The 24,243-nt window shown below is 65.7% G+C and carries 21 protein-coding genes and 1 pseudogene; 8 read left to right on the top strand and 14 right to left on the bottom strand.

The features are described from left to right. Positions 1 to 40: 40 nt before the first annotated feature. From AC3WVS_RS08785 to tssB, 12 genes are all read right to left on the bottom strand, one after another. On the bottom strand, positions 41 to 1,012 hold the full coding sequence (locus AC3WVS_RS08785) for a substrate-binding periplasmic protein (RefSeq protein WP_492318283.1): 972 nt from the start codon (positions 1,010 to 1,012) through the stop codon (positions 41 to 43). 20 nt (positions 1,013 to 1,032) lie between these two features. Next, the gene (locus tag AC3WVS_RS08780; RefSeq protein WP_492318282.1) at positions 1,033 to 1,293 is read right to left on the bottom strand and encodes a hypothetical protein; all 261 of its coding nucleotides are present in this window, start codon (positions 1,291 to 1,293) and stop codon (positions 1,033 to 1,035) included. Between the two features lie 17 nt (positions 1,294 to 1,310). After that, the gene (locus tag AC3WVS_RS08775) at positions 1,311 to 1,697 is read right to left on the bottom strand and encodes a DUF4280 domain-containing protein (protein WP_492318281.1); all 387 of its coding nucleotides are present in this window, start codon (positions 1,695 to 1,697) and stop codon (positions 1,311 to 1,313) included. A gap of 2 nt (positions 1,698 to 1,699) precedes the next feature. Then, entirely contained in the window at positions 1,700 to 2,362 is a 663-nt protein-coding gene (locus tag AC3WVS_RS08770) for a toxin-antitoxin system YwqK family antitoxin (RefSeq protein WP_492318280.1), read from the bottom strand. A gap of 58 nt (positions 2,363 to 2,420) precedes the next feature. Continuing rightward, positions 2,421 to 4,322, bottom strand: a complete 1,902-nt coding sequence (gene tssI / locus AC3WVS_RS08765) for a type VI secretion system tip protein TssI/VgrG (RefSeq protein WP_492318279.1) — start codon at positions 4,320 to 4,322, stop codon at positions 2,421 to 2,423. 3 nt (positions 4,323 to 4,325) lie between these two features. Then, on the bottom strand, positions 4,326 to 7,046 hold the full coding sequence (tssH, locus tag AC3WVS_RS08760; protein ID WP_492318278.1) for a type VI secretion system ATPase TssH: 2,721 nt from the start codon (positions 7,044 to 7,046) through the stop codon (positions 4,326 to 4,328). Between the two features lie 11 nt (positions 7,047 to 7,057). Continuing rightward, entirely contained in the window at positions 7,058 to 8,104 is a 1,047-nt protein-coding gene (gene tssG, locus AC3WVS_RS08755) for a type VI secretion system baseplate subunit TssG (protein WP_492318277.1), read from the bottom strand. Then, positions 8,059 to 9,834 (bottom strand): type VI secretion system baseplate subunit TssF, encoded by a 1,776-nt coding sequence (gene tssF, locus AC3WVS_RS08750; RefSeq protein ID WP_492318276.1) that lies wholly within the window; start codon positions 9,832 to 9,834, stop codon positions 8,059 to 8,061. The genes tssG and tssF overlap by 46 nt, the downstream gene beginning before the upstream one ends. Next, positions 9,827 to 10,282: a type VI secretion system baseplate subunit TssE gene (tssE, locus tag AC3WVS_RS08745; RefSeq protein WP_492318275.1), complete on the bottom strand. Its 456-nt coding sequence runs from the start codon at positions 10,280 to 10,282 to the stop codon at positions 9,827 to 9,829. The genes tssF and tssE overlap by 8 nt, the downstream gene beginning before the upstream one ends. A 12-nt stretch (positions 10,283 to 10,294) precedes the next feature. Next, entirely contained in the window at positions 10,295 to 10,819 is a 525-nt protein-coding gene (locus AC3WVS_RS08740) for an Hcp family type VI secretion system effector (protein ID WP_010810734.1), read from the bottom strand. Positions 10,820 to 10,878: 59 nt separating this feature from the next. Further along, on the bottom strand, positions 10,879 to 12,390 hold the full coding sequence (gene tssC, locus AC3WVS_RS08735) for a type VI secretion system contractile sheath large subunit (RefSeq protein ID WP_492318274.1): 1,512 nt from the start codon (positions 12,388 to 12,390) through the stop codon (positions 10,879 to 10,881). Positions 12,391 to 12,454: 64 nt separating this feature from the next. Next, complete coding sequence (gene tssB / locus AC3WVS_RS08730) at positions 12,455 to 12,991, bottom strand: type VI secretion system contractile sheath small subunit (protein WP_492318273.1); 537 nt, start codon at positions 12,989 to 12,991, stop codon at positions 12,455 to 12,457. An 847-nt stretch (positions 12,992 to 13,838) separates the two neighbouring features. Here tssB and AC3WVS_RS08725 point away from each other — a divergent pair. Beyond that, positions 13,839 to 14,504, top strand: coding sequence for a LuxR C-terminal-related transcriptional regulator (locus tag AC3WVS_RS08725; protein ID WP_492318272.1), 666 nt, complete (start codon positions 13,839 to 13,841; stop codon positions 14,502 to 14,504). Positions 14,505 to 14,588: 84 nt separating this feature from the next. Here the strand turns inward: AC3WVS_RS08725 and AC3WVS_RS08720 are convergent, their stop codons facing one another. Then, positions 14,589 to 14,798: a hypothetical protein gene (locus tag AC3WVS_RS08720; RefSeq protein WP_492318271.1), complete on the bottom strand. Its 210-nt coding sequence runs from the start codon at positions 14,796 to 14,798 to the stop codon at positions 14,589 to 14,591. 142 nt (positions 14,799 to 14,940) lie between these two features. Here AC3WVS_RS08720 and AC3WVS_RS08715 point away from each other — a divergent pair, with 142 nt between their 5' ends. From AC3WVS_RS08715 to AC3WVS_RS08685, 7 genes are all read left to right on the top strand, one after another. Beyond that, on the top strand, positions 14,941 to 16,020 hold the full coding sequence (locus AC3WVS_RS08715; protein WP_492318270.1) for an AraC family transcriptional regulator: 1,080 nt from the start codon (positions 14,941 to 14,943) through the stop codon (positions 16,018 to 16,020). 303 nt (positions 16,021 to 16,323) lie between these two features. Beyond that, entirely contained in the window at positions 16,324 to 17,112 is a 789-nt protein-coding gene (locus AC3WVS_RS08710) for an SDR family oxidoreductase (RefSeq protein ID WP_492318269.1), read from the top strand. A gap of 80 nt (positions 17,113 to 17,192) precedes the next feature. After that, positions 17,193 to 18,482 (top strand): styrene monooxygenase/indole monooxygenase family protein, encoded by a 1,290-nt coding sequence (locus AC3WVS_RS08705; RefSeq protein WP_492318268.1) that lies wholly within the window; start codon positions 17,193 to 17,195, stop codon positions 18,480 to 18,482. Positions 18,483 to 18,558: 76 nt separating this feature from the next. Next, positions 18,559 to 19,083 (top strand): flavin reductase family protein, encoded by a 525-nt coding sequence (locus AC3WVS_RS08700; protein ID WP_492318267.1) that lies wholly within the window; start codon positions 18,559 to 18,561, stop codon positions 19,081 to 19,083. Positions 19,084 to 19,182: 99 nt separating this feature from the next. Beyond that, positions 19,183 to 20,781, top strand: a complete 1,599-nt coding sequence (locus AC3WVS_RS08695; RefSeq protein WP_492318266.1) for a phytoene desaturase family protein — start codon at positions 19,183 to 19,185, stop codon at positions 20,779 to 20,781. Between the two features lie 27 nt (positions 20,782 to 20,808). Further along, positions 20,809 to 21,588, top strand: a complete 780-nt coding sequence (locus AC3WVS_RS08690) for a cyclase family protein (RefSeq protein WP_492318265.1) — start codon at positions 20,809 to 20,811, stop codon at positions 21,586 to 21,588. A 258-nt stretch (positions 21,589 to 21,846) separates the two neighbouring features. After that, a complete protein-coding gene (locus tag AC3WVS_RS08685) occupies positions 21,847 to 23,082 on the top strand; it encodes an adenylate/guanylate cyclase domain-containing protein (protein WP_492318264.1) in 1,236 nt (411 codons plus the stop codon). A gap of 52 nt (positions 23,083 to 23,134) precedes the next feature. On the opposite strand, the pseudogene AC3WVS_RS08680 reads toward AC3WVS_RS08685, so the two are convergent. Then, a pseudogene (locus AC3WVS_RS08680) lies at positions 23,135 to 24,161 on the bottom strand (IS30 family transposase). Positions 24,162 to 24,243 lie beyond the last annotated feature (82 nt).

Raw genomic sequence — 24,243 nt, 5'->3', positions numbered from 1 at the left:
CGCTGTGCCTGGGCCGCGCCCGGCTTCATGGCGGGCGCGCTCATCGCGTGGCCGCCTGCAGCACGTCCGCCACCTCGAGCCGCTTGGGCCGCTCGGCGAGGAACTGGTTGACAAAGCCCAGCAGCGCCGGCGCCGACACATTGACGGCGATGCCCAGCGTGTCCTCAAGATCCTGCAGCGTCACCACGCGCAGGCGCAGCGCCGCGGTCGGATCCGCCTTGAGCACGCGCTTGACCTCGAACTCGTCGCGGTACACCGCGGCGACGCGGCCGTCGTTCAGCGCCTTCAGGGCTTCATCCCAGGTTGGATAAGCCGTCACGTAGGCCTTGGGGAAATTGTTCACCACATACTCCGAGTACGACGAATTGCCGACCACGCCAATCGAGCTGTCATAGGCGCGGATCACCTCCGGCACCGGCCGGCCGCGTGCCATCTGAGCGAACTTGACGCGATTGAGCAGCAGCGCGCGGTTCAGCCGCAGGTAGGGTGTGCTGAAGCTGATGATCTGCATGCGCGGCAGCGTGCGCGACAGCTTGCTGATGGCCACGTCGGCCTGCCCCTGCGCCAGCAGCTTGACCACCCCGTCGAAGGTGGTGGCGTCGCGGTTGAAGCGCACCCGCACGTTGAGCTTGCGCGCAAGCTCGCGCGCGAGGTCGATATCGAGCCCGCTCAGCTCGCCGTTGCGCTCCTGGAAGAACGGGGGCTGGTCCACCTTCAGCACCGCGACCACCAGTTCCCCGCGGCTGGCGATGCGGGCGAACTCCGGCGCCATCAGGCGTCCGTCAGGCATCAGCACCAGTCCGTTCGGCGTGGAGACGGGCCCAGGGGCGCCTTCCGGCATCCCGCCCTGCACGGCAAACGATGCCGCCGGGTGGGCCGGTGCCGGCGTGTAGGTGGCCTGCGCATGGCCAGCGGCCGGCAGGGCAAGCGCGGCGCCCGCGAGGGCGCGCGCCAGCCAGCGCCACGCGCGTGTTGCCGCGCGGCGGGAATCAGGGACGGGAGTCAGCGACATGGCGTCAATCGGTTCATGTTTCAGGGAGTCGAGGGCGCGCCCGGAGCCGCGCCAAGGCCAGCGGCAATGGCGGGCGCCTGGGTGGCGGCGGGCTGCGTGGCAGTGGCCGGGGCCGCGGGCGCCACGGCCATGGGTGCGGTGTCCGCACGCTGGGGTACGCCAGGCCGCCCCAGGCGGGCGCCGATCTCCACGCCCATCAGGAACAGCAGCGCACACAGCAGCACCGCGCAGGTCACGGCGATGGTCACCATGCGCGAGCTCATCGAGAATACGTAGGTCATGCTTGCCTCGGCGGTCATCAGGGGGTCATCACGGTGGCTTGCGCCGGCGCGACGATCTGGATCACGCCGCCCCATGCGCACATCAGTTTCGAGCTGTCCTGCAGCGCCGGCGCGCCGCCGATCTGCACGGTCGGCGCGCCCGGCAGCCACGGCGCCGACGTCGCCGGCACGCACGGCATCGGTGTCAGCACGCCCTGCGCCGCGGCGGTGGCCGCGGCCACCTGCGGGTTGCCGAGGCAGTTGCACATGCCGAAGGGCGGGATATTCACCATCGGCAGGTGGTCCATCACGCTGGCCGCACCGCTGCCGGCCAGCACGCGGCCCAGCGGCAGCACGACCAGGCTGGACGGCGCCAGCCCGAAGCTGCACTGCATGGTCGCGCCCATGGTGACCTGCAAGGCCATGCCTAACCCCTCAGCCAGCGTTCGAGACGCTGTGCAAAGCCGGCGGGCATTGCCGCGCCATCGTCGCCATCGGCGGGTGCGATCGCCTGCCAGTCGCCCCGGGGCTTGCCGTCGGCATAGCTGCGCACTGCGATGACCTCGCCTTCCGGGTCGAACCTGCGCGCCATGCCGTGCAGCAGGTCGTTGCGGTACGGCAGCGACTGCGCCAGCGTGCCGCCAGCGCCGTACTCACGGGTCTCGCCCTCGAGCCTGCCGGCGCGGTAGCGGCTGCGGCGCACCACCGCGCCCTCATGCGCATAGACGGCCTCGTCCTCGAGCCGGCCCTGCCGGTAGACGCAGCGCGCGGTCACCTCGCCGGACGGCGCGTAGCACACGCTCTCTCCCGCGAGCTGCCCGTCGGCGTACAGCTGGCGCGTCTCCAGCCGGCCGTTGCGGTAGGTGGCGCTGATGCCGTGCAGGCGGCCGCCGGCATAATGCGCTTCGTATTCGAGGCTGCCATCGGCGGCATAGGCACGCAGCAGCCCCGCCAGTTCGCCATGCTCGTATTCCGCATCCAGGCGCAGCGAGCCATCCGGATGGAAGCACTCGAACCTGCCGTGGGGGCGCCCGCCGGCCAGCGGCGCGCGCGACACCAAGCGGCCATCGCCGTCATAAGCTTCGGCCATGGCGGGTCCTGGATCGGGCGGCGTCGGGGCAGTTAAAGTCATGGCTCTGTTCCGTGGGTCAGTTCAGTTTCACCAGGGCGCCCTTGAGCTCGAGCATGCCGCCGCTTTCCACCGTCTGCGCGGCCGACGCCTTCTGCCGGACCATCATGGCTTCGTTGCTCAGGGTGGTGCCGGCCTTGCTGCTCAGCGTGGTGCCGGCCTCGCACTGCAGCGAGGTTCCCGCCTTGAACGCGATCGATCCGCCGACCTCGATCACCAGGTTGCCGGCCACCGTGAGCTTGTAGTTGCCGCCAACGTCGTGCGCGAACGCCGCGCCGCTGGTGTGGGTCTCGTCGCCATCCGCCTTGACCTGGCGCGTGCCGCTCACCTTGTGCGTTTCATTGCCGGACCGCACTTCCAGCGCAAGGTCGCCGGCCTTGACCAGGTGCGATTCGCCGCCCGCCTCCACCGTGGTGGACAAGGTGTCTGCCACCGAAACCGTCATGGCGCGCTGGGCGCGCAGGAACAGCTCCTCGGCACCAGCCTTGTCTTCCATGCGCAGCTCATTGCCGGCCGACCCGCCCTTCGATGCGCGCGAACGGATCACGCTCTGCGTCTGCATGGCCGGCAGCGGCACCGGTACGCCGGACTGGCCGTTGTAGACGCTGCCGGTCACCAGCGGCCGGTCCGGGTCGCCATCGACATAGCCGACCACCACCTCCTGCCCTACGCGCGGCAGGAACAGGTGGCCCCAGCCGGCGCCGGCCCAGGCCTGCGCCACGCGGACCCAGCATGAGCTGTCCTGGTTAGCGCCGGGCGCACGGTCCCAGTGGAACTTCAGCTTGATGCGGCCATGCGCATCGGTCCAGATCTCTTCGCCCTGGGACCCGGCCACGGTCGCGGTGTGCGTGCCGGCGACCAGCGGCCGCGGCGTGCTGAGCGGCGCGCGGAATGGCACCGACAGCGGCAACACCGACACGGTATTGCCATAGGCATCACCGCTCCAGGCATGCTCCACCGCGCGCACCACGTAGGCGATATCGAGCGCGGGATCGACGTGGCCGTGCAGCGTGAAGCGGATGCCCGCGGCCAGGTGGTGGCACGCGCTCTCGCCCATGCCCGTCTGCGCCTGGGCCTGCTGCGCGCCGACCCGGATCGCAGCCTTGCGGCTGGCGTCGGCGGCATCCTTGTGCCGGCCGGGAAACACGTACTGCTGCGCCACCGGCGCCGCGCCGGCCAGGGCGGTGCCCTCCGAAGTCCGGGCCTGCAGGTAATCGTAGTCGGCCAGCACCTGCGTCGCGGCGCCAAGCTGGCGCGCCATGCCGAAGGCGAGCATCCGTGCCGCGCCGGCCTGCGGGCGCTCCATGTCATGCATCGCCAGGTCGGCGCAGTGCGCGCCGGGCGGGTGGGCCGACGGGCTGTCGGCCAGCACCATGGTGTGCGCGCCGTCCGCGAAGGTGAAGAAGTAGAAGATGCCTTCCTCCTCCATCAGCCGCGAGATGAAGTCGAACGGGCTTTCGTCGTACTGCACGCAGTACTCGCGCACCGGGTAGCGCGTTTCGGTGATGCGGGCCTCGAACGCCACGTCGAAGGACTGCAGCACGCGGCGGATGATCTGCGGCGCGGACAGGTTCTGGTAGATGGCGCGGTCGCGCCCGAGGGTCAGCAGCCACAGCCGCGGCGCCAGTTCCGCGGTGTAGAAGCCATGGTTGTGGTCGGCGCCGGCGTGGGCAAAGCGCGTGACGATGCCGTTCAGGTAGCGGGGCGCGCCGCCCGGGTGCTGCAGCGTGACGGTAAGGCGCTGGCCCACGATGCGGCCCGGGTCGAGCGCCTTGTCCGCCGAGCGCATGCGCAGGCTGAAGCGGAACAGCTCGGATATTGCCTCGCGCCCGGCAAAGCCATCGAGCAGCAGCACGTCGCCGCCAAACGGCGTGGCCAGTGTCGCGAAGCTGCCGGCCTGGGTGGCCTGTGTCGGGATCATGCGTCAGCGCCCCTCTTGCGGCAGGAAGCGGAACGCCACGCCGCCGCCGGTGTCGAGCGAGAGATGCACGCCGCCGAACGGCTCCGAGATCGACAGCTGCTCCAGCACGCGCCGCGCCAGTTCCGGCAGCACCGACTGGGTCAGGATATGGTCGACATTGCGCGCGCCGCTGTCGACCTCGGTGCAGCGCTGCGTGATCGCCTGCGCCAGTGCCTCGTCCCAGCTCAGGCGCGCGTTGTGGTTGCGCGCGAAGCGTTGCGCCAGCCGGGTGAGCTTGAGGTCGACGATATTGCGGATCTGCGCATCGCCCAGGTGGTAGTACGGCACCAGCACCAGGCGCGCCAGGAACGCCGCGCTGAACTGCCTGAGCAGCGCGGGGCGCAGCTTCTCGACCAGTTCCTGCGGCGGCGGGCGCCGGCCGCCGCGCGAGGCCTCGGTGATCACATCCTGCGCCGCGTTCGAGGTCAGCAGGATCACCGTGTTGCGGAAATCGATCGGCACGCCTTCGCCGTCTTCCATCACGCCCTTGTCGAAGACCTGGAAGAACAGCTCCAGCACGTCGGGATGCGCCTTCTCCATCTCGTCGAGCAGCACCACACTGTACGGGCGGCGGCGCACCGCCTCGGTCAGCACGCCACCCCGGCCGTAACCGACGTAGCCCGGCGGCGCGCCCTTCAGGCCCGACACACTGTGGGCCTCCTGGAACTCCGACATGTTGACCGTGATCATGTTGCGCTCGCCGCCGTAGAGCAGGTCGGCCAGCGCATGCGCGGTCTCGGTCTTGCCGACGCCGCTCGGTCCGACCAGCAGGAACACGCCGACCGGCTTGCCCGGGTCATCGAGATCGGCGCGGAACGTGCGGATGCGGCGCGCGATCGCGTCGAGGGCCTCGTCCTGGCCCACCACGCGCTCGCCGAGCTTGTCCTGCAGGTACAGCACCGTGTGCAGTTCGTCGGCCAGCATGCGGCCGACCGGGACACCGGTCCAGCCTGAAATGACCTCGGCCACCGCGGCCGAGTCCACGCATACCGGCACCATCGGCTCATCGTTCTGCACCGCCTCCAGGCCTTTTTCCAGGCGCGCGAGACTGGCGCCAAGCGACTCCGCGCTGTCGGCGTTGTCGTCGTCCTCATGCCTCGCCGCACCGTCGGCTCCGGCCTCGGCCTGGCTCTCCTGCTCAAGGAACGCCGCGATCCTGCGGCGCCAGGCCAGGATTTCCTCGACGGCCAGCTTCTCGGTGGCGAGCTTGTCGCTGAGCCGCGCGTGCTGCGCCCGGGCTTCGTCGCGCTGGCGCGTGACGGCAGCGATTTCGTCGGCGCGCCCGCTGCCGGTGGCGGCCTCATGGCGCAGGATGCGCAGTTGGTTCTCGGCGCTTTCGATCGAGCGCCCAAGCGCTTCGATCGCCTCGGGCACGCCGCTCTGCGCGGCCGCCACGCGGGCGCAGGCGGTGTCGAGCACGCTGATGGCCTTGTCGGGCAACTGCCGGCCCGAGACATAGCGGTGCGACAGCCTGACCGCGTCGCGCACGGCGTCGTCGAGGATCTCCACGCCGTGGTGCGCTTCAAGCTTGCGCACCATGCCGCGCAGCATGTCCACGGCCGCGGCCTCGGCCGGCTCGTCCACCTTGACGATCTGGAAACGGCGCGCGAGCGCTGGGTCACGCTCGATGTACTTCTTGTACTCGGCCCAGGTGGTCGCGGCAATGGTGCGCAACTCGCCGCGCGCCAGCGCAGGCTTGAGCAGGTTGGCGGCATCGCCCTGCCCTTCGCTGCCGCCGGCGCCGATCAGCTGGTGCGCTTCGTCGATAAACAGGATCACCGGCACCGGCGAGGCCGCCACCTCGGCGATCACGGACTTGAGCCGGTTCTCGAACTCGCCCTTGACGCCGGCGCCGGCCTGCAGCAACGCCAGGTCCAGCGAGCGCACCGACACCTGGCGCAGCGCCGGCGGCACGTCGCCGGAGACGATGCGCTGGGCAAAGCCTTCGACCACTGCGGTCTTGCCCACGCCGGCCTCGCCGGTCAGGATCGGGTTGTTCTGGCGGCGGCGCAGCAGCACATCGACCAGTTGCCGGATTTCACTGTCGCGCCCGCGCACCGGATCGATCGCGCCGGCTCGCGCCAGCGCAGTCAGGTCGACAGTGAACTGCTCCAGCGCCGATGCCTGCCCGCTGCCGGGTCCGCGCTGCGGCATGCCGAACGCTGCCGTGGCCGCCGCTGCCGGGATTGCATCGGTTCCGGACCCGCCGCCAATGGCGGATGCCCCCAGCAGCGCTGGCAGGGCCTCGCGCAGCGCCGCACGCGGAATCCGCAGCAGCGCCGGCGCCGATTCCAGCAGCATGCCGCGCAGGCTTTCCACCTCCAGCAGTGCCAGCAGCAGCGTGCCGGCGCGCACTTGCTGTTCGCCGAGCAGCATCGAACTGAGCAGCCAGGCTTCCTGGAACAGCGGCGAGAAGTTGGGCGACAGCGCCGGCGTGCGGCCGTTGCCGCGCTTGAAGCCGTCGATCGCCTTCTGCAACTGCGACACCACCTGCGCGGGCGCGAGGTCGAAATGCGCGAGGACCGCCTGCAGGTCCGTGGCGCCGCCTTCCAGCAATTGCAGCAGCAGGTGCTCGACGTCGACGCTGTAGTGCGTTTGCCGGACGCAAAGTTGGGCGGCCTGCTCCATCGCGTGCCGGCACTCGGGATTGAGGCGGCTGAGCAGCGTGCGGATATCGATGTCCATGTTTGTGCCGGTCAGGATGCGTGCGCTCGCAACGCCAGTTGCACCGGCGCGGGCCGTGCCTGGGCGCCGCCGGCCAGCCAGGCGGTCCAGCCCAGGCGCGCACCCAGCCCCAGCCCCGCGGGCTGGCGCGTGCCGAGATGGAGCGCGAGCCGCACGTCGAGCGGTTGCGGCACATAGGCGCGTACCAGCGCCGCGACCAGCGCGTGGTCGCGCCCGCCAGGCAGCAGGGCGCGCAGGCGCTCGGCCCCGGGCACCTGCACATCAAGCCTGATGCCGGCGGCCTGGTCCCACGTGCGCCGCCCCAGCACCGCGCCGCCGCCGAGCGTGATCCCCCCGGCTGCACCGCGTCCGCCGAGCCGCACGGCATCGCTGGCTTCAACCGGCAGCCAGCCGCCGAGACACTGCGTCCCGCTCACGCGCAAGCCGAGACGGTCCCCCAGCATGGCCAGCAACCCCGCCATCGAACGCGGCGCCGCACCCAGCAGCCCGGCATGGCGCAGCCACGGCGCCGCGCCGGCGGGTGCATTGGCGGTTGAGGGCCCACGCTGCAAGCCGAGGTTGCTGAGCGCATCCAGGCACGCCGCCAGCGTGCCGCCGGTCGGGCGCTGGCCGCCCAGTGCGGGCGAGTGCTTGCGCCGGCCGCGATACAGGAAGGACAGGAAGCGGTGATTGAAGCTGTCGAGCAGGTCGCCCATCGCGGGGTCGCGCGCGGCGCGGCGCTCAAGCAGCATCTCGGTGTAGGCCAGCGGCAGCGGCCCGCCTGCCCCCGCCAGCGACATCACGGGGGTCGTCAGCGTGAACGGGCGCCCGCCCCGGCCAGCACCTTCGGTGGACGCGTGCACCGCGCCGATATCGCGCGGCTGGAAGGCCAGCGAGACCAGTCCGCGCAGGCGCACCGCCTCCCCGGCGCCGTTGCCGCGGCCGACCGGCTGTGCCCCCGGCACCGCGCGTTCAATCAGGCTGATGGCCTGGAACAGGTCGAAGCCGGCCGGGTTGGACGCCAGGCAGTCGATCAAAGCAGCTGCTGGCTGCCCGTCATCGCGGGCCATTGCTTCCATATCTCGTCTCCGCGGCGCACGACCAGCCGCACGAAGGAATTGACTGAGGCATACAGCGCAAGGAAGCGCGCCAGCACCGCTCCCAGCAGCAGCGGCGAGCCGCCGACAAAGGCATCGGGATCGAACTCGATCGAGACCTCGGTGCCACGGCAGTAGCCGCGCCAGGCCTCGGTGCCCACGTGCGCGGCCGCGCCGCGCGCGCGCACGCTGCGGATGCCCCGCACCTGGTCCTGCTGGCGGTGGCCGTCGCCCGCGAACAGGCGCAGCATCTGCTGCACCTCATGGCGCCCGGTGCCACCGCCGGCCAGGGTGCCGTGGTGCAGCGTCAGCAGCGAGATCAGCGGCCACAAGGTCTCGCTGCCCATCGGCGGATTGCGCTGCACGGTCGGCTCATAGAGGCAGCGCACCTGCGCGTACTGCGACACATCTTCCAGCACCATGCGCGCCCCCACCGGCACCTGCTCCGCGAGCCGGCGATTGGTGCACAGCACGTTGGCATAGACCACGGGTGCCGCCGGCAGGCGCTGCACGTTGCCCGCATCGACAAAGCTGAGATACATGTCGGTGCCGGACAGGTTGGCCCGCAAGGTCGGCTCGCGGCGCGCGTGCCAGAACAGCTCGCCTTCGGCCGGGTCGTCGGTGGCCGCCGCAAACGGCGGCACCGCCAGCGAGCGGTCGCTGGCCGGATCCGACAGCACCACCGACCGGATCGAATGGATCTCGGTCATCGCCTCGCGGCGCTGGTCCGCCACCAGCCGGTACTCATAGTGCCGGTGGTCGAGCATGATGGGCTCGCTGGTCTGCGAGAACAGGTTGATCGCCGGCACGCAGCCAAGCCGGAACATGCCGGCATGCAGCCGGTCCAGCCCGGGCGCGCTGCGCTGCAGGCGCAGCACCACGTCGCAGCTGCGGCCCTTGCCAAGCCGGCCGGCGGGCAGGTCCAGGTCGAAGAAGTGAAACTTGCGCGCGAAGGCGAAGTACTCCTGCATCAGCCCGTAGGCCGGCTGCGCATGCGGCGGCTGCGGCAGCACGTTCTCGCCGGGGCCGTAGCCGGCCTCGCGCCACGCGCTGGCGGGCAGCCACGCCGGCGGGCCATCTGGCGGTTCGACGCTGACGCCGGCCACGCTGGTGACCAGCAGTTCATACAACGGCACGGTCACCATCCAGTCGCCGTGCAGATGGATGCGCAGCGTTCCCAGTCCGAGCTCGGAGAAATCGACGCCGTCGGCGCATTCAAGCGTCAGCCGCAGGCCGTTGTCGTCGGTCATGCGCGCGTGCGTGACCGCCAGCGGCCACAGCGTCGTGTCCCATGCCGTGCGGAAGCGGCACATCTCGCCGCCCTCGGTGCGTGCATGCAGGCCGGTGTGGCGCGGCACGGCGTAGCCGGTGGTCACCTTGCCCTGGGCCGCGTCGAGATCGAACTGCACCACCGTCATCGACGGCACCGGCTGCACCAGCGACGGGCACACGTTCTCCAGCAGCGCTGCGGCAACTTGCGGGAACACCTGGTCCAGGTCGCGATGCACACGCGCCGCCAGGAAGGCGGTGGCTTCGATCAGGCGCTCGGTATGCGGGTCGAGCGATTCGGTGCCATGCAGCGCAATGCGCGCGGCCACGTTGGGATAGCGCTCGGCAAACGCGGCGCCTTCCGTGCGCAGGTAGGCAAGCTCGCGCTTGTAGTACGGCAGGATGCCGCCGTCGCCGGCACCGTCTGCGATGCCCTCAGCCATGATCGCCCCAGCGCGGGTCAGCGGGCTGGCCTGCCGCGGCGAGCTCGAACGCCACGCGCACCGGCGCGGCGCCCAGCGGCAACTCGCCGTCGATCACCAGGACCGGGCGCGGGGTGTCGCGCTCGGCAAAGCGTACGCGCGCCTGGCGCAGGCGCGGCTCGAACATCGCGATCGCATGCGCAACCAGCGCCGCAATCGCGTCGCAGTCCGGCACCGACTGGAACGAGCGGAAGGAGAAGTCCGGCACACCGTAGTCGAGCACGGTCCCGTCCGACTCCAGGAACTGCGCCGCCGTCAGCCGCGAGCGCGTATTGAGCAGCCGGGCAAGCTCGCGCGCCACCGACTGGCGCAGCGGCTCGCCCTGGAGCAACTGCGCCGAGGGGGCGTTCGCACCCGCCGACAGCCGCTCGAACAGCGGCATCGGCGACCCGGTGACGATGACGGACATGTGCAGCCCCGCTTACGCCGCCTTCTTCTGCGGCTCCGGCGGCGCGGACACTGCGCAGGCCATGTTCTCCACCAGGTCCCAGCCGAACGCTGCCGTGCCTTCCTTCTGCGCGTCGCCCTTCTGTTGCGTGAAGAACGCGGTGATGCGGGTGAAGTCGAGCGTGAACGTGTCGGAGGAATCGCCCATGCCGCCAGCGGTCTGGATGGACTCGACGATCGCGTCGCTCAGCGTGTAGGTCATCTCGGAGCGGAACGCACCGTCTTCGGTTCGTCCGATCTCGAGTTTCACATCGCCGAGCGACTTGCCGGCGGCGCACGCGGCGTACAGACCGGGCGTGGCCTGGTCGGTCTTCTTTGACATCGTCATGCTCTGGAACTGCGCCTTGCCCGAGGTGCGCTTCGAGTTGGCCGGGTCATTGGTCACGGCCATCGCCACGCCGTGCGAGAACGAATAGATCTGGATGCGCTCGGCGGCACGGCCAGTCTGCTGCTTGTTGCTGCCCTTGATCTCGGGGATGTCGAGAATGATGGTGTCCATGGTGTCTGTGCTCTCTCAGTTCCGTTATGTCCGGGGATGCCGGATGCGAGCCTGCCGGTCTACGCTGCCGCTGCCGGCAGGTCTGCAACCAGGCGGATCGATGCGGTCAGTTCTTCCATCTGGAAGTGCGGCTTCAGGAAACACGTGGCACGGTAGGCGCCGGGCTTGCCCGGCACCTCGGTCACGTCGACGCGCGCGGCGCTCAGCGGAAAGCGCGACTTGGCCTCCGGCGTCGCGGAGGGATTGAGCAGCACGTAGTCGGCGATCCAGTTGTTCAGGTAGCGCTCCACGTCCCCGCGCGTCTGGAAGCTGCCCACCTTGTCGCGCATGATCACCTTCAGGTAGTGCGCAAAGCGCGAAGCCGCCAGCACATACGGCAGACGGGCAGACAACTGCGCGTTGGCGTTGGCCTGGTCCTTGTTGTAGACCTTGGGCTTGTTTGCCGTCTGGCTGCCAAAGAAGGTGGCGCTGTTCGAGCCCTTGGCGTTGACGATGGCGATAAAGCCCAGGTCGTTGAGCTCCTTCTCGCGGCGATCGGTGATGGTGACTTCGGTCGGGCACTTGAGCGCGACGTCGCCTTCATCCGTCTTGTAGGTATGCGCAACCAGGCCGTCAACCTTGCCGCCGCCTTCAACGCCGCGGATGGCGGTCGACCAGCTGTACTTGGCATGCGCGTCGGTGATGCGCAGGCCCAGCTGGTAGGCCGAGTTGGCCCACAGGTACTTGCTGTGGTCGGTGCCGTCGACGTCTTCTTCGAAATTGAAGCTCTCGACCGGATTGGTCCTGGCGCCGTAAGGCAGGCGCGCCGCGTAGGACGGCAGCACCAGCGACACATAGCGCGAATCCTCGGTTTCGCGGAAGCCGCGCCACTGCGCCAGCTCCGCGCTCTCGAAGATCTTGGCCAGGTCGCGCGTCACGCCCAGCTCGGTGAAAGCGCGCAGGTCGAACAGGCTCGGCGCCGCGCTGGTGATGAACGGTGCATGGGCGGCAGCTGCCACCTTCGAGATCCGCTCAAGCAGCGCCACGTCCTGCGGATGGCGGCCGAAGCTGTAGTCGCCGATCAGCAGCGTATAGGGATGGCCGCCGAAGGTGCCGTACTCTTCTTCGTAGATCTTCTTGAACAGCACGCTCATGTCGTGGTCGACTGCGGTTTCAAGATCCTTCAGCAGCTCGGCCTTGGTCACGTTGAGCAGGCGCAGCTTCAGGCTGGTGCCGGTCTCGGTGCCGTAGACCATGTCGTGCAGGCCGGTCCACGCGCCTTCCAGCGCCTGGAACGCGGGGTCGTGCATGATGGCGTTGAGCTGGTCGCTCAGCAGGCGGTCGATCTCTGCCACGCGCTCGTTGATGGTTGCCACCAGGCTCTTGTCCGGGCTGGTGCGCATGCCCTCGTCAAGGATCTGCGAGGCCAGCTGGCCGATCAGCTTCCTGGCATAGCCGCTCTGCGACGGCTCCACCGCCATATTGCCTTCCTGCACGATACGGTCGAGCAGCGTCAGTTCACGCTCGGCTGCGGCCGTGGTGCTCCCCTTTGATTCGGCGCTCGCGTTGTCCGCTGCGGAGTTCTTTGCCATCTGGTTCACCCTTTGTGAATTCGTTGCGTCCTGCGGGCCTCGATGCCCGCGCCCCGCCGCCGCGTCATGCCGGCGTGGCGTCTCCGGTTTCCGGCTGTGCCGCCGCGGCGCCGGCGTCGGCTTCGCTGCGCAGCAGCTTGAGCTCATCGGCGTTGTTGACGATGCGCTCAAGCAGCACGTCGAGTTCGTCGTTGCCATCGAGCTTGCCGAGCAGGTCGCGCAGTTGCTGGCGTGCTTCCAGCAGCTTGGCCAGGCGCGGCACCTGTGCCACCAGGCTTTCCGGGTGGAAGTCGCTGAACTTGCCGAAGCGCAGTTCGACCTTGAGATTGGCGTCGCCCTTCATGGTGTCGGGCACGGACAGCTCCAGGCGCGGTGCGATCTTGCCCATGATCTCGTCGAAGTTGTCGCGGTCGATCTCGATGAAGCGCCGTTCCTTGAGCTTGGGCGGCGGCACCGCCGGTTGCCCGGACAGGTCCGCCAGCAGGCCGACCACCATGGGCAGCTCGCGCTTCTCGACCGCGTCACCGACCTCTACGTCATATGAAATCTGGACCCGAGGCGGGCGATTTCGCCCTACCCACTTCTGCAGACTATTGGACATGGAACTCTCCGGAAGGACTCGAATGTGTCCGGTCAAATCATCGGTTTCGCACGGCAGCCCGTGCTGAAGGCAAAACCAGTCCCCCGGGCCGGCGCAACCGGTCCGAAAAAGGTCGAAGCGCATCGCGCCGCAGGGCCGGCATGGCGGCTGCGGAAGGCGGATACCCTCGCTGGCAAACCCACTTTTTGTTACCCGTTCCTACCTGGCGCAGAGCGCAGGCAGCAGGCTGCACGCGCTCGACCCCGCCGGTGGCTCCGCGCCAGCCGGCTCGCGCATGGCGTGCTGCGGCACGACGAAGGCACCTTGTCTTTGCGCGCCGTTCCATCGTTGACCCTTGCTGTGTTTCTAGTTGCGGCGCGCAAATTCAAGCGGAATTTAAGGTGACGGTGAGGTCGGGCACAATCCCTGAGAATTGGTATTTTGATGAGCAGGGCTGCCGCCCGAGGTTGCGCCGCGCGGTATTGCAAACCTGCCTGGCTGGCCCCCAGCCTCATTCGGGGGAGATGGCTTGCCCCCACGCGCGGCAGCCGCCTCTGCCTGATTTCAGGTATAGGAAAAACCGCCTGATTGGGCTTTACTTCTACCCAAGGCCCAGCTGCATGCCACGTCAATGCCGTGGCATGCGCCGCTACCAAGGGTCAAACCAGAACGAGAAAGGGGTCAGCCATGTCAATCGCATACGACAGTTGCCGTATTGCACCACTGCGGGTCCGATGGTGAAATCAGCGCCGCTGATCATCTGAACTGCACCCGACCGGGCATGCAGCTCGCATCCCTGGTCGCACCAGCCCCCATGCCTTTCTCCATGCCAACGAACGCGACGCTCTCCGATAGCCGCCGAAACGTCATGCGTGGCCAACTGCTGCTGGTCGGGCACGAGAGCCCGATGCTGACGCGCCTTTGCGGGATCCTCACCGTGCTCGACTACGCGGCCGGCGCGCTCTCGTTCGCGGGCACCATCGCGCAGGCCTGCGCGATGGTGGAGCAGGGTCCGTTCGACATGGCGCTGGTCGACACCAGCCTGCCCGATGGCGGTGGCATCGAGCTGATCCGATGCCTGCGCGAGCGTGCCCCGGATCTGCCCATCGTCGTGATTGCATCACCGGGCACGGACACGGAAATCGTCGGCGCGCTGATCGCCGGCGCCACCGGCTACCTGCTCAAGGAGCGCGACGACATCGAGCTGACGGTGTGCCTGCGGGGCGCGCTGCGCGGTGGCACGCCGATCGATCCGTCCATTGCCAAGCGGCTACTCACGGCATTGGTACCCAAGGCCGCACCCGCCGAGACCAGGCTTTCACCGACGGGAAGCGCAAAGCCGCTGCTCAGCGCACGCGAGACCGAGATACTCGTCTTCATCAACAAGGGGTCGACCAACCGCGAGATCGCCGACGCACTGTCACTGTCGCGGCTGACCATCGAGTCGCACGTCAAGAACATCTATAAGAAGCTGGCGGTCAAGACGCGCACGCAGGCTATCTTTGAGGCGCGTGCGTACGGCGTGCTGAACTGAGGCGCGCCCCCTTGCGCCAGCGGCGCTTGCAGCCCATCCGGCGCACCGTTTTCCGTCAAGCGGCGCCCCACGGCCGGTCTGGCTTCACGAGCTGACCTCATGCGCCGGTGCCCCGATGCTGATTGGCTTGCCGCCGGACAGCGTGGACAGGACGCCCCAGTCTGCGACGGTGAAACCGTTGGCCTGCACGATCACATGGAATTCCCCCGAAGTCAGCTGGCTGGCCTGGGCCAGCAGGGCGGGGTTGTAGTTGTCGACGAAATCGTAGTCGGCGGTATCCATGGATTGGTCCATGCGGTCCGGTGGGCGGGAACAGGGCTGGCCCGGCAGCCGTCTTGGCGTGCGCAGGAAGTTTAGGTATAAAGTAATTGATTGCGCGCCTTCCCTCGCTGCGCAGGCGAGCCAGGACACGCTGCAATCCGCCAGGAGTGAGACGATGCAGACCACCCCCCAGTCACCCGCCGAACAGCCCTCTTCGCCAGCGGGTGATGACAACTGCGCGCCACGAGGCATGCTGGCGAACTACCCCTCCTTTCGCTCCGAGGATGTGAAGGAGGCCCAGGGCAAGATCGCTTCGGTATTTTGCCCGCATGAACTGCGAGTGGTCGGCGCATTGCAGCAATTGCACGTCCAGCACAATCTGGTACGACTGCATGAGACCGCAATCAACTTCCTTGCCTATGGCGCCCATGTAGAGATCGACCCTGGCTGCCTAAAGCACTTCTATCTCGCCCAGATCCCGGTTGCGGGCCATGCCGAAATCAAGTGTGGCTCGCAGGAGATACTTTCCGACGTCCGCACCGCCAGCCTGCTGAGTCCAGACACCCCAACCCGAATGCACTGGCACGAGGATTGTGCGCAAGTCCTGCTCTGGATTCAGAAGGAAGCCATCGAGCAACGTTTCGCATTGCTGACCGGGCGCGATCCCAGCGGGCCCCTTTCATTCGATCCGGCGTTGCCCCAGCACGCTGGGCTCTCGAGTCCATGGAGCCAGTCCGTACTCGACCTTACCAGGAATATCGACCAGCACGGCACCAACTGGCTCCAGTTTCCGGCCGCGGTGGCGTCGATGGAGGACTACCTGCTGCGGATGCTGCTGCTGCTTCAACCGCACACCCACACCTATCTCCTTGCGCGCAACGCCGAACCCGCCAGGCCACGTCATATGCAGCGGGTGATAGATTATGTCCGCGCGAATGCCGACACACCGCTGACCGTCGCCGACCTGGCGCAAGTCGCCTGCGTGAGCATCCGGGCGCTGGAAGAAGGCTTTCGCCGCCATCTCGATACGACGCCGTTGGCCTATCTGCGGGATGCCAGACTGGACTGCGTCCGACAAGCGTTGATTGCTGCCGCCGGAGCGGAGCAGGCCTCCATCACGGATATTGCATATCGCTTTGGCTTTACACATCTCGGCCGGTTTGCGGCCTACTACAAGAAGCGCTTCGGCGTTTCTCCGTCGGCGACCCTGCGCAGGGGCGCAGCGGAGCGCCACGTCCGCGATGCCGGGCGTTGAAACTCAGCAGGCTCTCTAGCCTCTCAATACCCCTGCGGCCTCGCCCCGTTTCACTGCCTTGCAGTTGTTGATACAACAACGCCAGCCCGCGCTCGCGGGTGAACGGTTACCTGCACGCCCGGCCATCCGGCAAGGCCATCGCGCCACCCTTTCCTGATTCCCCGCCTCCTTTTCCCGGTCCGCCAGCAACGGCTCGTTATCTGGATATTTGCCGGCGGATTGTGGATAGCAGCGTCATCACCGCTACACCAAACTAGGTTGCACATGGCTACATGCGAGCCAATACAACAAGTGGAGACGGACATGCAAGGAATCGAAGGCAAGACGGCGATTGTCACCGGTGGCGCAACGATGATTGGCGAGGCAGTGGTATCGGCCCTGGTCTCGGCTGGCGCCAACGTCGTTGTCGTCGACATCGACCAGCAAGGGGGCCGCAATGTTGCCGAGCGGCATCCGGAGCGCTGCCGCTATGTGGCCGTGGACGTGACCAGCGATGCCGACATCGCTGCCTGCATCGCCGACACCATGGAGACCTTCCGCGGCATCGACCTGCTCGTCAATTGTGCCTGCACCTACGTGGATAACGGTGCCGATTCCACACGCGAGCAGTGGCTGGAATCCTACAACGTCAATGTCGTCGGCGCGGCGATGATGCTGAAGGCGTGCGTGCCGGAGATGAAAAAGCGCGGCGGCGGTGCGGTCGTCAACTTTGCCTCGATCTCCGCGGGCGTGGCGCAGACGGGGCGCTGGCTGTACCCGATTACCAAGGCAGCGATGCAGCAATTCACACGTAGCGCCGCATTGGATCTAGCCCCGGACAACATTCGAGTCAACTCGGTCTCGCCGGGCTGGACGTGGTCCTCCGTCATCAGCGCGCTGAGCGGCGGCGACAAGGCGAAAGCCGACGGTATCGCCGCAGATTTCCACCCGCTCGGCCGGCTCGGCAAGCCAGAAGAAGTCGCGCAAGTGGTTCTCTTCCTCCTGTCAGATGCTTCCGCCTTTGTTACCGGCGCCGACTATGCATGTGACGGCGGATACGGCGCCCTCGGCCCCGAGGGTCGGCAAGCAGCCATCAACCGGCTGACGGCATAAGCCGGCCGGTGATTCCGGGCGACCCCGGTTCGCCCGGAACGAAGTGAATTGCACACAAGACAATGCCACAGGAGAGACACATGATCCCCCATTCCATCGACAAGATCACGCCGCGCAGGATTGCGATTGTTGGCGCGGGCCAGGCAGGACTATTGCTCGGCTGCGGCCTGCTGGATCAAGGCTATGAGGTCACGCTGGTGACAAACCGCACCGCTGACGAGGTATGGAGCGGCAAAGTGATGTCGTCCCAGTGCATCTTCGACCAAGCACTCCAGATCGAGCGCGATTTCCGCATGAATCAATGGGAAAGGCAGTGCCCCACGGTGGACGGCATCGGCCTGACCATCCCTACCGACGACGGCAAGGGCGAAGTCGCCATCCACTGGCGCGCCCGCCTGAATGCCTACGCCCAGTCTGTCGATCAACGTGTAAAGATGCCAGGCTGGATGGCGGAGTTCGAAAGCCGTGGCGGCATTCTGCGTATCGAAAATGTCGAGATTCCCCAGCTTGAAGCCTTGGCCGAATCTCATGATCTTGTTCTCCTGGCCGGTGGCAAGGGGGAGATCGTCAATCTGCTGACACGCAATGATGCGCGCTCGCCTGTTCGTCATCCCCAACGCCAGTTGGCACTGGCTTACGTGACGGGCATGCAGCGCAGTGGTCCGTTTGAGTGCGTCAACTTTAATCTGATTCCCGGCATCGGCGAGTACTTTGTCTTCCCGGCGCTCACCACCCAGGGCAGTAGCGAAACCCAAGCCTGCGACATCATGGTCTTCGAAGCCATTCCCGGCGGCCCGATGGACCGCTGGGCAGACGTCAAGTCCGCCGGCCAGCATCTGGATACCTGCCTGGGCATCCTGCGCGACTACCTGCCGTGGGAAAGCGAGCGCTGTGCCAATGTACGACTCACCGATGCCAATGGGATCCTGAGCGGACGCGTGACCCCGACCGTGCGCAACCCTACCCTTTCCCTGCCTTCCGGCCGGCTTGTAATGGGGCTCGGCGACGCGGTCATGGTCAACGACCCGATCACCGGCCAGGGCTCGAACAACGCCACCAAGGGCGCCCTGCACTATTTCGAGGCCATCCTGCGCCATGGGGACAAGCCCTTCGATAAGGCATGGATGCAGCAGACCTTCGACGGCCTTTACGAAGGCTATGCCGAACCGGTCATCCGTTGGACAAATTCCCTGCTGTTCCCGCCGCCAGCCCACATCGTCAAGCTGCTGGCCACAGCGCAGCACGCGCCGCGCATCGCCCAGCGCATCGCCAACGGATTCAACGATCCGCGCGACTATGGAAGCTACTGGTTCAACGAGGAAGCCACCGAGGCCTGGATCGCTGAAGCGTCGCAATCCAAGGCCGCCTGAGGCAATAAAAGTCACCCATACGAAAGCAAGCAGCCTGCTCACCGTGCAACGGTTGAGCAGGCGACAGGAGACAGCCATGACCGACGCTCGCGAATTTCGGAATGCCCTCGGCCGCTTTGCCACCGGCGTAACCATCGTCACAACGCGCACCCCCGACGGAGAACCCTGGGGCGTGACCGTGAATAGTTTCAGCTCGGTATCGCTGGAGCCTCGCCTGGTGCTGTGGAGCCTCGCCAAGAGGTCCTACAGCCTCGAGGCATTCCAGAAGACCGGGAGTTTCGTGATCCACGTCCTGGCAGCCGACCAGGAACATGTCTCCAACCGCTTCGCACGCGGCGCGGAAGGCAAGTTTTCGGGAGTCCCCTGCACGGATGGCATCGATGGCTCGCCTGTCCTGTCAGGTTGCGCGGCGGTATTCCAATGCCGCAACACGCATCAGTATGACGGCGGCGATCACATCATCTTCCTGGGCGAGGTCCGGCACTTTGACACATCGGATCGGGAATCCCTGCTCTTCTACAAGGGCAACTACGCGCGTACCGCCAACGCTCTTACGGAGCTTTCAGAGCTGATCCGCACCGAATACGTCGCCGCGACCTGATTCCGGTACCGCACACGGCAATCCGTCTAAAGGAAGCTGGCCAACACCGCGACCGAACGCATTTGCCCGTCTCTCTATCCTTGCCCCCGGGATCATCCAATGAGTACGTATGACGCCGTCATTGTCGGCAGTGGTATCAATTCGCTCGTCTGCGCTGCCGTCCTGGCCAGACGCGGCAAGCGTGTCTGCGTGCTGGAACGCAATAGCACGCTGGGCGGATGCATTCGCACAGAGGCCCTGAATGCACCGGGCTATCTCCACGACACGTTGTCCACGGCACATCCGCTCTTTGTCACGTCGCCAGGCTACGCGGAGCTGAAGGATGAACTTCATCAGGCAGGGCTCAGCTACCGCAATAACGGTACGCCCACTGGCGTACTGTTGCCTGATAACCGTTCGCTGATTCTGAGCACGTCCCGTGAGCGCAATGTCAGCACATTCAATACGCTGGCAAGCGGCGACGGTGATGCCTTTCAGTCCGCCATGCAAGAGGTCGAGCAAAACGCCGGCCTGGTGTTCTCGCTGCTTGGCAACGAACTGTGGAGTGCCGGTGTTGCAAAGACCGTGGCCGGCCGCCTGTGGAAACAAGGCGTGCATGACACCGTCGCCTTCTTTTCCCCTGCCCTGATGAGTTGCCGCAGCTGGCTGGAAACCCGGGTCAAATCCGACCTGGTCCAGGCGCTGCTCGCGCCTTGGGTACTACATACAGGCCTTGGCCCGGAAAGCGCCATGTCTGCATTGATGGGAAAAGTCGTCGCCTTCACGCTGGAGGCGGTTGGCCTGCCTATCGTCCAAGGCGGCAATGCCCGTACTGTCGACGCCTTCCGCAGAATCATCGAGAGCCGGGGTGGCACCTTCCACGTTAATGCCGACGTCGAGGACATCCTGGTCGAGGGCGGCTCGGCGCGCGGCGTACAGACGCGGGACAACCGCGTTTTCATGGGCAAGGAGATCATCTGCAACGTCACGCCCGGCCAGCTTTACGGAAAGCTGCTGGCCGCTGAGCACGTTCCCCCTGGCCTACGTCGGCAGGCAGCCGAGTACCGCTACGGCAAGGGGAACATGCAGATCCATTTGGCGCTGTCCGCCCCTCCGGACTGGCCCCAAGAACATCTGCGCGATGTCATCTACCTGCACCTTACCTCGGGTCTGGACGGTGTCTCCAGGGCAGTCAGCGAAGCAGAGCGAGGCCTGCTTCCAGCCGAAGGCACGATTTGCGTTGCCCAGCCTTGCGCTGTTGACCCTTCCAGAAGCCCGGCCGGAGGCTGGGTGCTCTGGATTCAGGTTCCGGAGTGTCCGCGTCAAGTCAAAGGCGATGCGCTTGGAGAGATCGCCGTTCCCGCGGATGGTCGCTGGACCGCCGAGCTCCGTGAGCGCTACGCCGACCGGATTATCGACCGCATTGCTCGCCAGGTTCCGAATCTCAAGGCGAGCGTCGTCGGGCGTACGGTCCTGTCCCCGGCGGATCTTGAGTCGATGAACGTCAACCTCGTCGGCGGCGATCCCTATTCCGGCGAATGCAGCATCGACCAGTTCATGTTCTGGCGTCCGGTCCCTGGCGTCAAGGATCACGCTACCCCGGTTAAACATCTGCACCACATCGGCGCCTCGACCCATCCAGGACCCGGTCTTGGCGGTACCTCCGGTTACCACGTCGCCAATGCGCTCGCAAAGAAACGGGCGAAATCCAACTCATAAGTGAAGCAACCACAGGGGACAACAACCATGAGCAACAGCCTCGCCCACTTTGCAGCGGACCTGCTGTCCGGCCGCATCCGCGTGGTGGACCTGACGCAGACCTTGAGTTCTGAATTTCCGACCATCTCGCTGCCTCCGGAGCTGGGCCAGACCTGGCCCTTCCGGCAAGAGACTATCTCGCGCTACGACGATCGCGGACCGAACTGGTACTGGAATAACTTCTCCTGCGGCGAACATACCGGGACCCACTTCGACGCACCAGTCCATTGGATCTCTGGCAAGGACTTGCCGGACAATACGACCGACACCATCCCTGCCGAAAAATTCTTCGCCACCGCCTGCGTCATCGACTGCTCGAGCGAGGCCGAGGAAGACCCGGACTACTTGCTCACTGTCGACGCCGTCAAAGCCTGGGAAGCACGGCATGGCCGCATCCCTCCGCGCTCCTGGGTCCTGATGCGCACCGACTGGTCCAAGTGCAATAGTCCCGAGGCGTACCTGAATGCGCGTGACGACGGCATGCACACACCTGGCCCTGACCTGGGCGTGGTCCAGTGGATGATTGCAGAGCGAGATGTCCATGGATTTGGCGTCGAAGCGATTGGCACCGACGCGGGCCAGTCCTATGGCTGGGAGTTGCCGTTCCCGTGCCATTACCTCATGCATGGCAACAACCGCTACGGTCTGCAATGCCTGACCAATCTCGACCAACTCCCGCCGCAGGGTGCATTGATTGTCGCCGCCCCGCTGAAGATCAAGGACGGTTCCGGCAGCCCGCTTCGCGTCCTGGCTCTTATTCCCGGTTGATATTCGCGGCGACAAATTCCGGGTTAAGTGGTCACCGCTTTCTGACGGAATAGGCCCGCGAGGCCCTGTGCTGTGCTTCTGTAGCCCTGCGAGGAGGCGGCGCTGATATTCGCCTCGGTGCGAACGGCAACGTGGCCTGCCGGTCAGGGCGTGCCGCGCCGTTGCAGATATGCTCCAATAGCAAAAGCCCTGCCGTCGAATGCCAGCCCGTCAGGCTGACTCCTGTATGAATTTGCGGCGGAGCGGAAGAGGTGAAGCATGGCCCTTATTAGCCGCCAGCTGTTCTTGGCCAGCCCGCAGATTCGGGTGCGAGATGTAACGCTTTCCGCACAAGACGACTTCCAAACCCAGCGAGCCAAGCTTGCCGGCATCATGCTGGACGCAATGTACCAGTTCGTCGGCCTGCTGGACGTCGATGGCAAGATGCTCGAGATCAATCGCGCAGCGCTCGAGGGAATCGGCATTCAAATGGATGACATTCGCGGAATGCCATTCTGGGAGGCCAGATGGTGGGTCATCTCTCCGGAGACCCAGCGCGCCTTGCAACAGCTGATCCGGCGCGCAAGCCAAGGCGAGTTCGTCCGCGGTGACTTCGAGGTTTACGGCCAAAAGATGGGCGAGGAGACGATCATTGTCGACTTCTCGCTATTACCGATTAGAGATTCGGATGGCAAGGTGGTGTTCCTGCTGCCTGAAGGGCGCAACATCACGGAAAAGAAGCGCGCCGAAGCAGCGCTTGCGCGAAAAAACGAGGAGCTTCAAGCCAGTTGGGATCTCATCTGCCGTCAGCGCGATGAACTTCAGAGTCTTTACGATCGACTCATGGTCGAGCAGACGCTTTCGGAGCGGCTGCTTTTGAACCTGCTGCCCTCTCCGATCGCTGAACGACTAAAAGCACGTCCGGAAATCGTAGCCAACAGCATTCCTGAAGTCATAGCCGACAGCTTCCCGGAAGTGACGGTCTTGTTTGCGGACATCGTGTCATTCACCCGTTTCTCGGTGGGCATGAGCGCCGAGCGCCTGGTCGCAGTGCTCAATGAGATCTTCACCGAATTCGACACCATCGCGGATCGCCGCGGACTTGAGAAGATCAAGACAATCGGGGACGCTTACATGGCAGCCGCCGGGCTACCGGAACCGGTTTCTGACCATGCTGTCCGAGCTGCCGACATGGCACTGGACATGATAGACGCGCTCAGACTGTTCAATCGACGCACCGGCTATAACCTCCGAATGCGAATTGGCATCAATAGTGGATCGGTCGTGGCCGGCGTTATCGGCAAGCGCAAATTCATTTACGACTTATGGGGCGATGCCGTCAACACTGCAAGTCGGATGGAGTCCCATAGTCTGGCTGGACGGATTCAGGTTACCGACGCAACTCGCAATCGACTGGGAGAATCCTTTCAGTTCGAAGAACGCGGCATCATCGTGGCAAAGGGGGTCGGTGCAGTGCATACCTGGTTCCTGACTGGCCGCCGCGAGGCGCTATAGCGAGGCATGTCGCCAAGCCTGACTCAGCGAATGTCCGAGGTCGACTGCGGATTCAACCGGTCGATGCAACGTTTTGATGGAATCGTTCGGCCGGGGTATCAAAGTTGAGTGTCTTGCGCGGACGTTCATTGAGCCGCCTCGCGACGGCTTTGAGTTTGGCTTGCGAGTAGACGGAGAGATCCGTGCCTTTCGGGAAGTATTGTCTCAATAGGCCGTTCGTGTTCTCGTATGAGCCCCCCGTTGCCAGGGATTCTGAGGGTCGCAGAAGTAGACCTGGATGTCGGTCGCCACGGTAAAGCGCTTGTGATCGGCCATCTCTTTTCCACGATCCCACGTCAGCGATTTGTACAGCTCCTGGGGTAATTTGCCTGCATGTTTGATCAAGGCGTTGACCACAGTCTCTGTGTCCTTGCTGGCAACCTTCACCAGCATCACAAACCTCGTCTGACGCTCGACCAAGGTGACGATCTGGCTGTTGCCGCTGCCGAAAAGCAGGTCGCCTTCCCAGTGGCCGGGAATCGCGCGATCTTCGACGGTTGCAGGCCGCTCACTGATCGAAACGGTGTCACAGATTCTTCCGCGCTCGTCAGTCTTCGCGGAATAGAGACGAGAGTGACGCATGACCCGGCAGCGCCTCAGGTGCTCAAGCAACTCCTTCTTCAGCGCACCGCGGGCCTGTACATAAGGGCTACGATAGATCGTCTCGTGCGGCGGCGCGCTCGCGCCCAGGCAAGCTCGTCCGCCTGGTTTGCACGATAGCCTTGGCTTCCCCCGTTTCGCCTGAGCTCACGACTAATGGTAGACGGGGCGCGTCCTAGCCTGGATGCAATCGACCGGACAGAGAGCCCGGCCGCCACGGACCGAGAGATCTCCTCTCGTTCGGCAAGCGTCAACGCCAATCGGGAGCGGTTTCGCTGTACTGGCTGGATACCACCGGTCTCTGCCAAGACCCTCTGAATCGAAGAGTGACCCCGATCGAACAATCGTGCGATCTGATGAAGCGTGTCACCTTTGCGCCACCGTTCCCACATCAGTGCCTTTTGGGTCTCGGTGTAGTAGATCCGCCGTCTTTGCTTCATTTGCAGCACCCCTCAGGCTCGCAAAGCCTTTAGTGTGTTGCATCGACCGGTTGAATCCGCACCTGACTTCGGCCACTAGAGC

This window comes from Cupriavidus sp. CPT47-8839-RL05A, assembly GCF_058792255.1.
Note: the sequence above shows the minus strand (reverse complement) of the source record. Positions and strands in the feature narration are given on the sequence as shown.